This is a genomic window from Microbulbifer salipaludis, from assembly GCF_017303155.1.
Lineage (GTDB): Bacteria > Pseudomonadota > Gammaproteobacteria > Pseudomonadales > Cellvibrionaceae > Microbulbifer > Microbulbifer salipaludis.
On sequence record NZ_JAEKJR010000002.1, the window covers coordinates 531,585 to 546,436 of the forward strand.

General features: G+C 59.7%; 14 protein-coding genes and 1 other RNA gene. 9 read left to right on the plus strand and 6 right to left on the minus strand.

The window, feature by feature from the left end:
* Position 1: 1 nt before the first annotated feature.
* On the minus strand, positions 2-598 hold the full coding sequence (locus tag JF535_RS07910; RefSeq protein ID WP_207000980.1) for a LemA family protein: 597 nt from the start codon (positions 596-598) through the stop codon (positions 2-4).
* Positions 599-802: 204 nt separating this feature from the next.
* Here JF535_RS07910 and JF535_RS07915 point away from each other — a divergent pair, with 204 nt between their 5' ends.
* Positions 803-1,993: an acetyl-CoA C-acyltransferase gene (locus JF535_RS07915; protein ID WP_207000981.1), complete on the plus strand. Its 1,191-nt coding sequence runs from the start codon at positions 803-805 to the stop codon at positions 1,991-1,993.
* A gap of 106 nt (positions 1,994-2,099) precedes the next feature.
* On the opposite strand, the gene JF535_RS07920 is transcribed toward JF535_RS07915, so the two are convergent.
* The 4 genes from JF535_RS07920 to JF535_RS07935 all read right to left on the minus strand — a co-directional run bounded on the left by JF535_RS07920 (position 2,100) and on the right by JF535_RS07935 (position 5,682).
* Positions 2,100-2,699, minus strand: a complete 600-nt coding sequence (locus tag JF535_RS07920; protein ID WP_340674142.1) for a BON domain-containing protein — start codon at positions 2,697-2,699, stop codon at positions 2,100-2,102.
* Positions 2,700-2,702: 3 nt separating this feature from the next.
* On the minus strand, positions 2,703-3,296 hold the full coding sequence (locus JF535_RS07925) for an SIS domain-containing protein (RefSeq protein WP_207000983.1): 594 nt from the start codon (positions 3,294-3,296) through the stop codon (positions 2,703-2,705).
* 28 nt (positions 3,297-3,324) lie between these two features.
* On the minus strand, positions 3,325-3,702 hold the full coding sequence (locus JF535_RS07930) for a YraN family protein (RefSeq protein WP_242523756.1): 378 nt from the start codon (positions 3,700-3,702) through the stop codon (positions 3,325-3,327).
* Between the two features lie 66 nt (positions 3,703-3,768).
* Complete coding sequence (locus tag JF535_RS07935; RefSeq protein ID WP_207000985.1) at positions 3,769-5,682, minus strand: penicillin-binding protein activator; 1,914 nt, start codon at positions 5,680-5,682, stop codon at positions 3,769-3,771.
* 35 nt (positions 5,683-5,717) lie between these two features.
* On the opposite strand from JF535_RS07935, the gene rsmI reads away from it, so the two are divergent.
* Both rsmI and rnpB read left to right on the plus strand, forming a co-directional pair.
* On the plus strand, positions 5,718-6,560 hold the full coding sequence (gene rsmI, locus JF535_RS07940) for a 16S rRNA (cytidine(1402)-2'-O)-methyltransferase (RefSeq protein WP_207000987.1): 843 nt from the start codon (positions 5,718-5,720) through the stop codon (positions 6,558-6,560).
* A 56-nt stretch (positions 6,561-6,616) separates the two neighbouring features.
* Positions 6,617-6,994, plus strand: an RNA gene (gene rnpB, locus JF535_RS07945) — RNase P RNA component class A.
* Positions 6,995-7,116: 122 nt separating this feature from the next.
* Here the strand turns inward: rnpB and JF535_RS07950 are convergent.
* Positions 7,117-7,794, minus strand: coding sequence for a phosphoadenosine phosphosulfate reductase domain-containing protein (locus JF535_RS07950; RefSeq protein WP_066966420.1), 678 nt, complete (start codon positions 7,792-7,794; stop codon positions 7,117-7,119).
* Positions 7,795-8,360: 566 nt separating this feature from the next.
* Here JF535_RS07950 and mraZ point away from each other — a divergent pair.
* From mraZ to JF535_RS07980, 6 genes are all read left to right on the plus strand, one after another.
* Positions 8,361-8,804: a division/cell wall cluster transcriptional repressor MraZ gene (gene mraZ / locus JF535_RS07955; protein ID WP_207000989.1), complete on the plus strand. Its 444-nt coding sequence runs from the start codon at positions 8,361-8,363 to the stop codon at positions 8,802-8,804.
* 53 nt (positions 8,805-8,857) lie between these two features.
* Positions 8,858-9,784 carry a 16S rRNA (cytosine(1402)-N(4))-methyltransferase RsmH gene (rsmH, locus tag JF535_RS07960; RefSeq protein ID WP_207000991.1) on the plus strand — a complete coding sequence of 309 codons (927 nt, stop codon included), beginning with the start codon at positions 8,858-8,860 and terminating at the stop codon, positions 9,782-9,784.
* A gap of 10 nt (positions 9,785-9,794) precedes the next feature.
* On the plus strand, positions 9,795-10,079 hold the full coding sequence (gene ftsL, locus JF535_RS07965) for a cell division protein FtsL (protein ID WP_340674143.1): 285 nt from the start codon (positions 9,795-9,797) through the stop codon (positions 10,077-10,079).
* A gap of 100 nt (positions 10,080-10,179) precedes the next feature.
* Positions 10,180-11,943, plus strand: a complete 1,764-nt coding sequence (locus JF535_RS07970; RefSeq protein ID WP_207000993.1) for a peptidoglycan D,D-transpeptidase FtsI family protein — start codon at positions 10,180-10,182, stop codon at positions 11,941-11,943.
* Positions 11,940-13,478: a UDP-N-acetylmuramoyl-L-alanyl-D-glutamate--2,6-diaminopimelate ligase gene (locus JF535_RS07975; protein ID WP_340674144.1), complete on the plus strand. Its 1,539-nt coding sequence runs from the start codon at positions 11,940-11,942 to the stop codon at positions 13,476-13,478. The genes JF535_RS07970 and JF535_RS07975 overlap by 4 nt, the downstream gene beginning before the upstream one ends.
* Positions 13,475-14,845 carry a UDP-N-acetylmuramoyl-tripeptide--D-alanyl-D-alanine ligase gene (locus JF535_RS07980; RefSeq protein ID WP_207000995.1) on the plus strand — a complete coding sequence of 457 codons (1,371 nt, stop codon included), beginning with the start codon at positions 13,475-13,477 and terminating at the stop codon, positions 14,843-14,845. The genes JF535_RS07975 and JF535_RS07980 overlap by 4 nt, the downstream gene beginning before the upstream one ends.
* Positions 14,846-14,852 lie beyond the last annotated feature (7 nt).

Here is a 14,852-nt window from a genome sequence, read left to right on the forward strand (position 1 = left end):
GTCAGAACTGGACCTTGGGGGCGGCCTGAAAGGCCTCGGAATCTGCGAACTCCAGTAACTTGCCGTTTTCCCGGTGACCGAAGAAGCCGGCAAAAAATACCGGTGGGAAGCTCTGACGGAACGTGTTGTAGGCGGTGACACCGTCATTAAATGCCTGACGGGCGAATGACACCTTGTTTTCCGTGGTAGTCAGCTCTTCCATCACCTGTTGCACGGTCTGGTTGGCCTTCAGGTCCGGGTAGGCCTCCATCACCACATTCAGCCGCCCCAGAGCGCTGGAAAGGATGCCCTCTGCGTTGCCGAGGTCGGCCATGGCAGCTGCAGATCCCGGGTTATTGGCTGCGGCCTTGAGGCCGGCGAGGGCAGAGTTTCGCGCGTTGATAACGGCTTCCAGTGTTTCCCGCTCGTGTTTCAGGTAGGCCTTGGCAGACTCCACCAGGTTGGGAATCAGGTCGTAGCGGCGCTTAAGCTGAACTTCTATTTGTGCAAACGCATTTTCGTAGCGGTTCTTCAGGGAAACCAGCTTGTTGTAAATGCTGATTACGTAAAACCCCAGTGCGGCCAGCACTACCAGCCAGACGATGGTTGAAACTTCCATTGATGGTCTTCTCTTCCTGTTGTGAAAATTCAGTGCTATCGGTTTATCCCACGATTGCGCCAGATACTACCATGGACACTACAACGAAAGGCGGATAGCCGGGGCACTGGCGTGTTAGGGTATACTGTGCCGCGAAATTACGCCGCGCCGCAATACTGGTCATCTTTTTGTGGCGGTTGCCGTTAAAACTGGAGTCATAACAGCATGAGTGAGCAAATTACAGACCCCGTGGTCATTGTTGGAATTTCCCGCACGCCCATGGGTGCGATGCAGGGCGCGCTGTCCGGCCTGAGTGCCCCTGAGCTTGGTGCCGTCGCGATTCGCGGCGCGCTTGCCGATGCCGGTGTAGCGGCCACCGACGTTGATGAGGTTCTGATGGGTTGTGTGCTGCCTGCAGGTCTGGGGCAGGCGCCCGCGCGTCAGGCAGCACTGGGCGCCGGCATTCCGGAGGCGACACCCACCACTACCGTGAACAAGGTGTGTGGCTCGGGCATGAAAACAGTGATGATGGCGCGCAACGCACTGCTGGCCGGCGATGCCAAGGTCGTTGTGGCTGGTGGCATGGAAAGCATGAGCAATGCGCCTTACCTGCTGCCCAAGTCCCGCGGCGGCATGCGCCTCGGTCACGGGGAGGTGCTGGATCATATGTTCACCGACGGCCTCGAAAATGCGTATGACGGTCAGTTGATGGGCAAGTTTGCCGAGTGCACCGCAGACAAGTACGACTTTTCCCGGGAAGAGCAGGACGCGTTTGCACTGGAATCGCTGGCGCGTGCCAGTGGGGCGATTGAAGCCGGTGCCTTTAAGCGGGAAATTACCCCGGTGACCATCCGTGGTCGCAAAGGGGATGTGGAAGTGTCGGTGGACGAGGGGCCTGGCAATGCGCGCCCGGATAAAATCCCCCAGCTGCGCCCGGCCTTCCGCAAGGATGGCACCGTCACCGCAGCCAATGCCAGTTCTATCTCCGATGGTGCGGCCGCTCTGGTGCTGATGCGCGAAAGCGAAGCCAAAGCCCGCGGCGCCAAAATCCTGGCGGTATTGAAAGGGCAGAGCCAGTTTGCGCACGCACCGGAATGGTTTACCACGGCGCCGGTGTCCGCCATGGCGAACCTGATGGAGCAAGTGGGTTGGAGTGCAGGCGAGGTCGATTTGTTTGAGATCAACGAAGCCTTTGCGGTCGTCACCATGGCGGCCATGAAAGAATTGGACCTGCCCCGTGACAAGGTCAACGTGAATGGTGGTGCCTGTGCCCTGGGGCATCCCCTGGGTGCCAGCGGTGCGCGCGTTATCGTGACCCTGCTTGCAGCGCTGGAAAATCGCGACCTCAAGAAAGGGGTGGCGAGCTTGTGTATCGGTGGCGGTGAGGCTACAGCGGTTGCGCTAGAGCGCCCCTGATGGTCTTTTGCCCGGCATAAAACCCGGCATAAAACCCGGCATAAAACCCGGCACAAAAAAACGGAGGCTTTGGCCTCCGTTTTTTTTGGTCAATTCCAGCGGTACGTCAGTCGATGTACTCCACCGCCTTGACCACTTTCTGTACCCCGCCCACAGTGCGTGTTTTTTCCGCCGCGTTTTCCGCTTCCTGACGGGTCAGTAGGCCCATTAGGTAGACCACACCGTTTTCGGTAACCACCTTGATGCGACCGCTGTCGATTTCCTTGTCGGCGAGCAGCGCGCTTTTCACTTTGGTGGTCAGCCAGGTGTCGCTGGTGCGGGCCAGCATGGACGTGGTGCCTCGCACCTGAATTTCATTGTAGACCTGGCGAACGGAGTGCACCTGTTGTGCGGTGGCACCAGCCAGGTTGCGCAGTTCGTTGCTGGGAACCTGCCCGGTGAGCAGGACCACCCCATTGAAGCTGACTGCGTCGATATTGGCCGCCTTCAATTGCGGGTGGGCCTTGCCAATATTCACCTTGGTGATGGTTTCCAGCTGCTGGTCATCGATATAGGTTCCGAAGCTACGCTCACCCGGATCCGGTTGAATGGGGCCGTCATGGGTTGCGTCCAGAACGGTGGCACAGCCACCCAGAATGGAAAATGTGCAGGCCGCAATGGCCAGCTTGACCGGTTTCATAAAGGGTTTACCTGTAATCAGTTGCATGGATCATTCCTCGTATCCGCCAAACAGGCTGCTGTCGATCAGGTCGCACAGGCAGAACAGGGTCAGCAGGTGAACCTGATGCACTTCCGATGCCACCGGCGAAGGCACGCGTAGTTCGATGTCGTGCACATCCAGCAGCGCCGTACAGTTGCTGTCACTCTCGCCACCGGTGAGCGCGAGAACACCCATCTCCCGGTCGTGGGCCGCACGTATGGCCTGGACCAGGTTGGAGTCACTGCCATCGGTGCTGATGAGAACCAGCAGATCACCCGGCTGGCCCAGTGCCCGGATCTGGCGCGCGTAGGACTCGGCGCGACCGTGATTGCGTGCCACGGTACCCGTGGTAATTGCATCGCCATTGAGCGCAAGCGCAGGCAGGCCTGGTCGCTCCCGCTCAAAGCCTCCCATTAACTGGGCTGAAAAACTTTGTGAGAGTGCACCGCTCAGGCCGTTGCCACAGATCAGGAGTTTATTTTCAGCCAGCAGAGTGTGCACGATCATCTCGCTGGCTTCGGCAATCAACGGTGCCAAAAGTTCACCAGCATTCATGGTTGCTTCAATGCTGTGGTGAAACAGGGTTACTACGCGCTGTTCCATTTATTCTGAGGTTCCCATCAGTGTGAGCCTATTGCCCGAAGGCGTTTATTATCCAGTCGATATTCAGTGAAGTGCCACCACTATTGCTTTGTTCAATGGTGATGACATCGAAGCGGCACGGGCAGTCCAGTTTTCGGTATTGCAAGTAGCCGCTGGCGGTGGCCAGCAGCTTGCGCTGTTTACGGAAGTCTACCGATACACCTGCGCCACCAAAACGGCGGCTGCGTCGGTAGCGCACTTCCACAAATACCAGGGTTCTGCCGTCGCGGGCAATCAGATCGATTTCGCCAAAGCGGCCGCGAAAGTTCCGCTCCACAATCCGCAGCCCGGCGTCCTTGAGATGCCGCTCGGCAACCGCTTCCATTTGGTTGCCAACATCGGTTGTATCCATGCGTACGGTATCCATACCATTCTTTATTCACTGCCCTCGCATCCGTGAGAGGGTTGCCTGGCGGGCACGTATTTTCCACAACTATTCAGCGATGCTCACACGGTCGCTGCTGTTTGCAGGCAGCTGGCTGCTCTCACTGGTAGTGATTGGAACCGGTGCGCCTTTATCGATTTTTGCCCAGATTTGTTCCCGCACGATACGGCCATCTGCCGTCAGGCTCAGGGCTCCCGTCAGCCCATACACCTGTTGTTCAGGAAACTGACGGAGTATGGGCAGGCGCGGATACAGGCGGAAGGCGTCGGCACCGAGGGCATAAAGACGTGCAAATGCCGGAGCGGGTGCGGCCTGCCGTTCGATATTCTGCTTGGTCTCGTTGTCGTCTTCAAACAGCCAGGGCAGGGCGGTAAAGCGTACGCCGTTGATGTCCCGGTCCCTTTGTCGGTCCACAGTGCCGGCAAAGATCTGTGAGGTGGAAAAAACCGGAAGCTCGCCCGCGTAGAAAAATGACAGCATGGGTTTGATCTGGCGTGCCTGTTGCGGCTGGGCCAGTACAAACAGCATGTCCACATCGCCGCGGCGACGCGGGGTGAATTTCAATGGCGATGCCAGTTTGCTGCGCAATTCCCGCTCGCGCTCTTTGCTCTCCGGGATCAGCAGGGCATCGCTGACCAGCTGTGAGAAGTTGGAGTTATCCCGATAGTTGCGGCTCTCGGTCACGCTGCCGCCGAGCTGGTTCCACTCCTCGGTAAAGGCCGCAAGCCCGCGTTGCCCCCAGCTGGACTCCGGGGCCAGAATCATCGCCTGGCGGTGTCCCTGCCGGTAGGCCTGGCGCGCCACCTGACGGGCTTCATCTTCAATGGCGAGGCCGAACTGCACCAGGTCGTGCGTCAGCCGGCCCTGGTCCCCGTAATTGAGAGCGAGGGTCGGGACTGGCAGCATTTCTGTGGCGAGCAGGTTTGCGACCTTGCTTTTGTCCAGAGGGCCTACAATGGCCTGCGCACCGTTGTTGATTGCGGTCTGGTATATCTCTTCAAAGGGCTGGTCTCGGCCCGTGTCATACACCTGGACCTGAGGGGTGGGTGCACCGGCGTCCAGAGCACTGTAATAGGCGGCCATAAAGCCATCCCGGATGGCCCGGCCCGCGCTTCCGAGGGGGCCGGAGAGGGGCAGCAGCAGGGCCACGTTCTGTGCGCGTTGCGAAGCCAGTTGCTCCAGCAGTTGCAGGGCCTGTGGCGGGTGCGAAACGGCCGTGTGATTCGGCCACTGCTGGCGCCAGCGGTTCAGGGCGCTCAGCTGGGTGCTGATGTCCGCCTGGGTGTCGCGGCCGAGCAGGGCGAGCTCGTACCAAGCGCGCATTTTTGGGTCCAGGCTCTCCTCGGCGCGCAGACGAAGCTCCGTTGAGGGGAGCTGGGTCAGCAGCTGCCAGAGCCCGTTGTTATTGGCGGCGATGGCATCGTCTTCCCGCGCCAGTGGCGCAATACGCTGACGTTCCGCGATACCACTGTCGATATCGCCCATCAGGTTCCACAGATCGGCGCGCAGGTTGCGCAGTGGCAGGGCGGTATCGGCCGGAATCTGGAACCAGGCCTGCTCCAGGCGCGGGGCGCTCACCAGATCCAGGGCAGTGAAAAACTCGTCGTCTGCCGCCAGGGCGCTGCCGTACACCTGGGCGTACTTGGCGTACTCGGTGTCGGTCAGTTGTTCCGCATCAATAGTGCTCGCCGCTTGCCGAAGCGTCGCGTTATCGCCCAGAGTGTATAGAATGGCGGCCGCTTGCAGTTGCGCGCGGTCTTTCTCCGGGGATGGAAGCTGGCGCGCCTGGTTCAGCAAGCGCACGGCGCTTTGGCGGCTGGCAGTGGTGGTATCACCGGGTGTCGCCGGTATCTGGGCGCCGGGCTGGCTGCTGGGGGTCTGGCAGCCCGCCAGGGCCAAAGCCAGGGTGGCGGCGGCCAGGCCATTGAAAATGTAAGGAATTCGCCGGTACAGGGCGGACATATTCTTCTCCCACAAAACTTATTCTGGAGTGAACTATGGGGCTGGATACAGCGGTGCTCTATATCGTCGCGACGCCCATTGGCAATTTGGCGGATATGGTACCGCGAGCGGTGGAAGTTCTACAATCGGCGGATCTGGTGGCGGCGGAAGACACCCGTCACAGTCAGCGACTTTTTTCCCATTTTTCCATCGATACACCGTTGGTGGCCTATCACGACCATTCCGATGACCAGCGGACCACGAAAATTCTGCAGCGTCTGGAGCAGGGGCAGACGGTCGCCCTGATCTCCGATGCCGGCACCCCGCTGATTTCTGACCCCGGGTACCGGCTGGTGCGCGAAGCGCGCGAGCGGGGCTTCAGCGTGGTTCCTATTCCGGGGCCCTGTGCGTTTGTGGCGGCACTGTCGGCGGCTGGCCTGCCCAGTGACCGTTTTACCTTCGAGGGTTTTCTGCCTGCCAAGGCGCTGGCTCGTGAGAAGGCGCTGCGCGGGCTGGAGAAAGAAACGCGCACCATGGTTTTCTATGAGGCGCCACATCGGGTGCTGGACACCCTCGATACCATGCGGCAAGTGTTCGGAAATGCCCGCGAGGCGGTGATCGCCCGGGAGTTGACCAAGGCGTTCGAGACGATTCACCTGCTGCCGCTGGCGGAACTGGTGGAGTGGGTGCGCGCCGATAGCAATCAGCAGCGCGGCGAGATCGCCCTGTTGGTGCGCGGTGCCGATGAGGGGCAGTCCGCAGAGTTGGATGCCGAGGCCGAACGGGTCATGAGGTTGTTGCTGGCCGAGCTCCCTCCCAAGCGCGCTGCTGCGGTGGCGGCAGAGATTACCGGCGTGAACAAGAAGCTGCTCTACAACTGGTCTCTCGCGCAAAAATAGCGGGCAAATGCCACGAACGAGTTGCATTCCCGTGGGGGCGTCATTACTCTTCGCGCCGAGCCAGCCAGGCAATCGCTGTTTCACTGCTTTCGAGTGGTGAGGTGGAGGAAAGTCCGGGCTCCATAGGGTGGAACGCCAGGTAACGCCTGGGGGGCGCGAGCCTACGGAAAGTGCAGCAGAGAGTAGACCGCCGATGGCTTCTTCGGGAGCACAGGTAAGGGTGAAAGGGTGCGGTAAGAGCGCACCGCGCGACTGGTAACAGTTCGCGGCACGGTAAACCCCGTTCGGAGCAAGACCAAATAGGCCCCCGATAGCGAAAGCTTGTAGGTGTGACCCGCACTGGGGGCGGGTAGGTCGCTTGAGGTGTCTGGTGACAGGCATCCCAGATGAATGATTGTCCTCGACAGAACCCGGCTTATCGGCTGGCTCAACAAATTCCCTGTGCTCGACCGTTGCGGTGCGAAAGTGCGCCGCAGGTCGAAAGCCATCCCTGGCAGTACGTCCGTGTAACTTCCTTAAAACTCCCAATTCGGTTGTGCGGACCGATTTTGCCGCGTTATTTCTGCAGCAGCAGCCCGCACTCGCGGTGTTCCTCGCCCTTGGTGGGGTCGAAGTACACATCGTTGTCCGGCAGGTCGTGCTCGTAAACATACTCTTCCACGTCAATCTCCCGCAGGTGGAACATCGGCGCCACACGAATAGTGCCGTGATTACCCTTGGTGAAGATATCGAGCCCCTTGCGGTGGGCATTCTGGTCGTGGCGGATGCCATTCAGCCAGACGTCGGGCTTCAATTCCTGCATGGCGCGATTGAAGGGCTCCAGCTTGACCGTGCGGGAGAAGAAATCGTGCTCCGGCGTGTCCAGCGGGGGGATGCCGCCGTGCACGGCATTGAAATGCGCCGCAGACATCTTGGGGGAGTAGGTGTGCAGGTTGAGGTCCAGCAGCTGGATGACCTTCTCGATATGACGATAGGTCTCCGGTGTGTTGTAGCCGTGATCGACCCAGATGACGGGGATGTCGGGTTTGGCGCGGGTGACCAGGTGCAGGAACGCGATAGCCAGAGGGCGAAAGTTGGTGAACACCACCGGGTTTTCTGCCTCGGCGATGGTGAACTTCATGATTTCACTGGGCTTGCAGCCTTTAAAGCGCTGGTTGAGCGCCGCGAGGTCCGCATTGTGGTGGAAGGTTGGGGAGGACGCGGTCTGCTCGCTGAGTCCTGCTGAAACGCCCATGGTCGTGAATTCCTGATGAATACTGAATGGTGCAACGCTACAGCGACTTTGGCGGTGTTAAAAATAATAAAAGCTGATCTTTATATGCTTTCGGGTTCTATGTCGCCCATTCGGCGTGTCAATCCCCGCTGGGTGCGCCGCTGTGAATGGCCGCTTCTGGCGCGATTTTTATTTCTGGTAAAGGCCCCAAGTTAGCGCCCGCTTACAGCGGCGGTTCCTCTTTGCCCTCAGTGGGCTCCCTTCAATACTTAAAGTAACTTGTGAGCTTGCAAAAGTAAGTGCTTGCTTTGTTGAATAATTGCCCGCCTTGGGCTGCGCCTGAAATGTGAACACTTCGCCTGCAGCCCGCGAAAATACTGGGCCTTTTCTATGCAGATGCCTTCTATTTCCTTGACTTTGTGGTGGTCAGATTTATAGTGTCGTAGGTGGAGAAAAGTGGAATTTTGTGGGTCTTGGTGGGTTGAGTGTGGTTGTAAGTGGTTAATCACGCCCTGCTGAGAGAAAACGCGCACTATTTCGCTGGTCACAATGAAAACGCAGCCAGGAACGATCGCGGAAACTGATCCATGTATCTGGGAAGCCACGCAATCAATATGGACGCCAAGGGGCGTCTGGCCATTCCGGCGCGGGTCAGGGACTCGCTGCTGGAAGATTGTGCTGGTCGTCTGGTTGTGACGGCGCATACGGAAGAGCGCTGCTTACTCGTCTATCCTGAGGCACAGTGGCGTGAAATTCTTCCCAAGATTGAGGCACTATCCAGCTTTAACAAGGTGGCGCGCCGGGCTCAGCGCCTGCTGATCGGTTATGCCTGTGAGTTGCAGGTGGATGCCAATGGTCGCGTCCTGATACCGCCGACCCTGCGCGAGTACGCGGGGCTGGAGAAGAAGCTGATGCTGGTCGGTCAGGGCAAGAAGCTCGAGTTGTGGAGCGAAGACCGCTGGATGAACTGGCTTGACGACAGTGAAGGTGATGGTGAGATGCCAGAAGAGATGGCCTCGCTTTCCCTGTAAGGCGCTGTCGGCTGGCGCATTGAAACAAAATTTGGCAAACGCAGGAGAGATGGGTGTCCCAGGATCTGCATCGCAGTGTGTTGTTGCGCGAAGCTGTGGACGCCCTGGTGGTGGATCCTGACGGCTTTTATATCGATGGAACCTTCGGGCGTGGCGGGCACAGTGCCCTGGTGCTCGAACGGCTGGGGCCGGCGGGGCACCTTCTGGCGGTCGACAAGGACCCGCAGGCCATTGAGTTTGCCCGTGAGCGATTCGCCGGTGAGCCCCGTTTTGATATCTGGCACGGCTCTTTTGCCGACATGGACCAGGCCGCGGCGAGCCATATGGGGCAGGTCAGCGGAATTTTGCTGGACCTGGGCGTGTCGTCACCGCAGCTGGATCAAGCGGAGCGCGGCTTCAGCTTTATGCAGGATGGGCCGCTGGACATGCGAATGGACACCAGCCGGGGCATCAGCGCCGCGGAGTGGGTGAACACCGAGTCTGAGGCAGAGTTGGCGCGGGTGTTCAAGGAGTACGGGGAGGAGCGTTTTGCGCGCCGTATGGCCGGGGCGATTGTGCGCCGGCGGGCGGAAAAGCCATTTGCGCGCACGCTGGATCTCGCCGAGGTGGTCAAGGCGGCAAACCCAGCGTGGGAAAAGGGCAAGCACCCCTCCACGCGGGTGTTCCAGGCCATCCGGATTCACGTCAATGGCGAGCTGGATGATCTTCAGGGGGCGCTGAAAAAGTCGCTCGCACTGCTCAAGCCGGGCGGGCGCCTGGTGGTGATCAGCTTCCACTCGTTGGAAGACCGCATCGTAAAGCGGTTTATTCGCGAGCAGGAAAAGGGGCCGCAATTACCCCGTGGACTGCCGGTTATGGATAGCCAGATCCACAGGACACTGCGTTCGGTGGGGAAGGCGGTCAAAGCCGAGTCGCAGGAAGTGGGGGAAAACGTGCGCTCGCGCAGCGCGGTGATGCGTATCGCCGAGCGGCTGGGCTGAGCATTGTGTGGTGAGTGAAGTGCGCGCAAATAAATGGATGCTGGCAGTGCTTTGGTTGTTGGTGATGCTGTCGTCGCTGGGCGTCGTAAGCACCACCCAGCAGAGCAGGGCACTGACCGCAAAGTTGGAGCAGGCGCAAAGGGTGCGCGATGAGCTGCGTTACGAACAAGAACGTTTGTTGCTGGAGCGCGGAGCCTGGTCTGCCTACAGCCGGATCGAGCAAGTGGCGCGAGAAGAATTGAACATGCGAGCGCCAGCACCCGATGAGAGGGTTCTGGTGACCTCCGGGCGCTAGTAGCGGCAGTGTGGGGGCGGCGTTGAGTTGAGCCGCGTTCGTGTGTGGGGAAACAGCAAATTATAAAGAGTGCGCGAGCAGCGCAGGGAAATGATCCGTCATGGGTGCAGTGAAAAAACAGCCACAACAGCCGGGAATTGCCCGCTGGCGCTTTGCGCTGGTGGCCGGTTTGCTGTGCCTGCTGGCTGTGGCCCTGGTTGTGCATCTCGCCGGTTTGCAGGTACTGCCGGAGCAGGATAAAGGCTACCGCTTCCTGCAGGATCAGGGGCGTGCGCGCACCATTCGCACCGAGGAAATTGCCGCTTACCGGGGTTCCATACTCGACCGCAACGGTGAATTGCTGGCAGTAAGCACCCCGGTTCAGACGATCTGGGCCAACCCTCAGTTGTTGAAAGAGGCGAGCGCGGAAGAATTACGCGCCCTTGCGGCAGCCGTGGGTACGCCTCCCGCGCGCCTGGCCAAACGCCTTGAGAAGTACCGCAACAAAGGTTTCATGTATCTGCGCCGGCATATGATGCCGGAGCAGGCCGGCGCAGTGCTGGCGCTGGATATTGCCGGGGTCTACAGCAAGAAAGAATACCGCCGCTTTTACCCAGCCGGTGAGGTCACGGCGCAGCTACTGGGCTTTACTAATATTGACGATCTCGGACAGGAGGGGCTGGAGCTCGCCTACGAGCAGTCTCTGGCGGGTGAAGCGGGTAAGCGCCAGGTGGTGAAAGATTTGAAGGGGCGCACCGTGCAGGATCTGGCGGTCAAGCAGGAGGCCCGCCCGGGGCGCGATCTTCAGCTCACGATCGATATGCGGCTGCAGTACCTGGCGTACCGGGAACTCAAAAAAGCGGTGTCGGAAAACGGCGCCGCTTCGGGCTTTATGGTGATTCTGGATACCCGCAGTGGGGATGTGCTGGCCATGGCCAATCAGCCGTCCTTTAACCCGAATAACCGCCAGGGTGTAAAGGCGGCGGCGATGCGCAATCGAGCACTCATCGACCAGTTTGAGCCCGGTTCCACCATCAAGCCGCTGACTGCGCTGGCGGCGCTGGAAACCGGACGCTACCAGCCGCACACCCGCATCGATACCAGCCCCGGGTATATCCGCCTGCCGGGCAAGACCCTGCTGGATCCGGTGAATTTTGGCGAAATTGATCTGACAAAGGTCATCACCAAGTCCAGCCAGGTGGGCATCACCAAGGTGGCGATGGATTTGGAGCCAGAGTCCCTGCGCGGACTCTTCTATCGGATGGGGCTCGGCGAGGCGGTAGGTAGTGGGTTCCCCGGGGAGGCGCCGGGAATTTTGCCCACCCGGGATCGATGGCATCCCATTGAACTGGCGAATTTTGCTTTTGGCTATGGGTTGACGGTGAATGCCGTGCAGCTTGCCCAAGCCTACAGTGTGGTCGCTAACGCCGGGCTCAAGCGCCCGGTTTCGCTGATTTTGGCTCAGGGTAAAACGGCGTCTGTAGACGGTGAGCGCGTTGTCGATGCGGCACTGGCGCGGGAAGTGACCGCCATGCTGGAGACCGTAATCGGCCCCGAGGGCACCGGTAAGCGCGCGGCGGTTGACGGCTACCGGGTAGCGGGCAAGACGGGCACCGTGCACAAGGTCGGAAGCGAGGGCTATGTGGACAATCGCTATCGCTCGGTGTTTGCCGGATTCGTGCCCGCAGAAAACCCGCGCCTGGCCGCGGTGGTGGTGATTGATGATCCCAGCCACGCCAAATACTACGGCGGTGAAGTCGCCGCGCCGGTTTTCGGCAAAGTTATGACCGGAGCGATGCGCCTGCTGCAGGTGCCGCCGGAGAAGATCGTCCCTGCGGAACGGCAGTTGGCGACACAGCTGGACGAGAGAGGTACAACATCGTGACCCAGCCTAACGAACTACAGAATCGCACAGCATCCCTGGTTAATCTGGTGCCGGGCTATGCGGGTATTCCAGATGTTGCGGTGACGGGCGTGGCCCTGGATAGTCGCCAGGTGAAGCCCGGGGATGTGTTTATGGCCCTGCGCGGTACCGTGGTGGACGGCCGGGAGTATATCGATGCCGCGATCGACAATGGTGCCGCGGCAGTACTCGCCGATGGCGATGCGCTCGGCACCCGGGCGCATAACGGTGTGCAGATTGTTACCGTGCCGGGGCTTGCGGCGCGGGTAGGTGAAATCGCGGCGCGTTTTTACGGGCATCCCTCAGAGTCCATGTACCTGGTGGGAGTGACCGGCACCAACGGCAAGTCCACCTGTGCCTACCTGACTTCGCAACTGCTCGCCAAGCATTTTGGCTGTGCGGCCGTAATGGGCACGATCGGCAACGGCGTATGGAAGGACGGTGAAATTACCCTGCAGGAAACCGGCCTGACGACCCCCGACCCCGTGCGCTTGCAGGCGGATTACGCTGCGTTTCTCGACGATGGCGCGCGCGCCGCGGCGATGGAAGTCTCATCCCATTCTCTCGCGCAGGGGCGGGTACACGGCCTGGTTTTCGACACCGCGGTGTTCACCAACCTGACCCGGGACCATCTGGATTACCACGGCAACATGGCCGCCTATGGCGCAGCGAAAGAAAAACTGTTTGGCCTGCCAAAACTCAAGCGTGGCGTGATCAATATCGATGACCCGTTTGGCGCACAGATGGTGGAACGCTGCAAACTGCGTGGACTCAAGGTGATTACCTATGGCCTGCAGTCCGGCGATCTGCAGGTGCGTGATCTCAAACGTCTCGACGATGGATTTTCCGTGCGTCTGATTACTCCCTGGGGTGAAGGCGAGCTGCACGCTCCGCTGATCGGCGACTTCAATATTCACAACACCTTGGCGGTAGTGGCTGCTGCTGCGTCTGCAGGAATGCCGCTCGACAGCATTCTCGCGGAGTTCCCGAATATCCAGCCGGTTCCCGGTCGTATGGAGAGGGTATCCAGCGGTGAAGTGAATGAAATCAGCGTGCTGGTGGATTACGCGCATACCCCGGATGCCCTGCGTGCCGCCCTGGAAGCTGCGCGTCCCTATTGCCGGAACAAACTGTGGTGCGTGTTTGGTTGTGGCGGTGATCGCGATAATGGCAAGCGTGCGCCAATGGGCCGGATCGCCGCGGAGCTAGCGGATTATGCGGTAGTGACCAGTGACAACCCCCGCGGTGAAGACCCGCAGGCCATCATCGATGAGATCCTTGCGGGCATTGACGGCGGCACCGACAGCGATCGCTGTATGGTAAAGGTCGATCGCGCCGAGGCTATCCGGCACGCCATCCATGCGGCCGCCCCTGGCGATACCATTTTGATTGCCGGCAAAGGACATGAAGACTACCAATTGATTGCGGGTGAAAAGCTGCATTTCTGTGATCGCGAGCAGGCCTCCAAGGCCATGGCGGATCGTAAAGGCCAGACACTGGAGGGTAGCCGCGGATGATTGCCCCCCTGTCTTTGCAGCAGTTGCAGCAGCGCTTCGGTGGCGAGTTGCTGAACGGTTCCATCGAGTTTAGTGCGGTGTGCACTGATACACGCAAGCTCGACAATGAAGCACTGTTCGTTGCTCTGCGTGGGGAAAATTTCGACGCGCACGATTTCCTCGGTCAACTGGAGGGGAAAGTCCGTGGTGTTGTCACCGAACAGCCGATTGAAGGTTCGGAGCTACCCCAGTGGGTGGTCGCTGACACCACCATCGCACTCGGGCAGATTGGCCTGCTGTGTCGTGAGCAATTCGACGGGCCGGTGATCGGCATAACCGGATCCTGCGGCAAAACGACCGTCAAGGAAATGCTGTCGGCCATTTTTGGCCAGCGCCACAAGGTGTGCGTGACCCAGGGCAACCTGAACAATCATTTTGGCGTTCCCATGACGCTCTTCTCGCTGGAGCCTGAACATCAGGTGATGATCGTGGAGATGGGCGCGAGTGGGCCAGATGAAATCGGCTATTTGTGCAGCATTGCCAAACCGCAAATCACCGCGGTGAACAATGTCATGCCGGCGCATGTGGAAGGCTTCGGCTCGATCGATGGCATTGCCACTGCCAAAGGGCAGATATACACCAGCCTGCAAAACGGCGGTGTTGCGGTGGTCAACGCCGATGACAATTACGCAGACTACTGGCGCGGCAGAATGCCCGAGGGCGTGCGCACCTTGGAGGTCGGTTTTGGCCATCAGTGGGCGGTGCACCCGGACAACATCGTGTTGAACGCACTGGGTTGCCCGGCATTTGACCTGGTGATTGAAGGTGTGTCGCACCCGGTGAAGCTTCAGCTACTGGGCGAGCATAACGTGCATAACGCTTTGGTGGCTGCCGGCTGCGCCTATGCCGCAGGTATCCCGGTGGCGGAAATCGCCGAGGGGCTTAGCCTTGCCGGCAGTGTCGGCGGACGCATGCAGTCTTTCCGGGGCAAGTCCGGTGCCGCCGTAATCGATGACAGCTACAACGCAAACCCCGGATCCGTCAGTGCGGCAATCGAGCTGCTGGCACAGCGCGACGGTAAAAAAATTCTGGTGCTTGGTGATATGGCGGAGCTGGGGCCAGACGCCGACAAGTCGCACCGTGAAATGGGGCGCCTGGCGTTGGAGCGCGGAATCGATCAACTGTTTACTCTCGGTCCATTGAGTGCGGCGGCGAGTATTGAGTTCGCCTCCGGCCATCAACACAACCCGAGAAATTTCTCCGAGCGCGAAGCCCTGATTCAGGCGCTGGTGCCGGAGTTGGATGAAGGCACTACGGTGCTGGTGAAAGGTTCCCGCAGCGCGCGTATGGAACTGGTGGTACAAGCGCTTACCGACGGGAATCAATAAAGGTTTT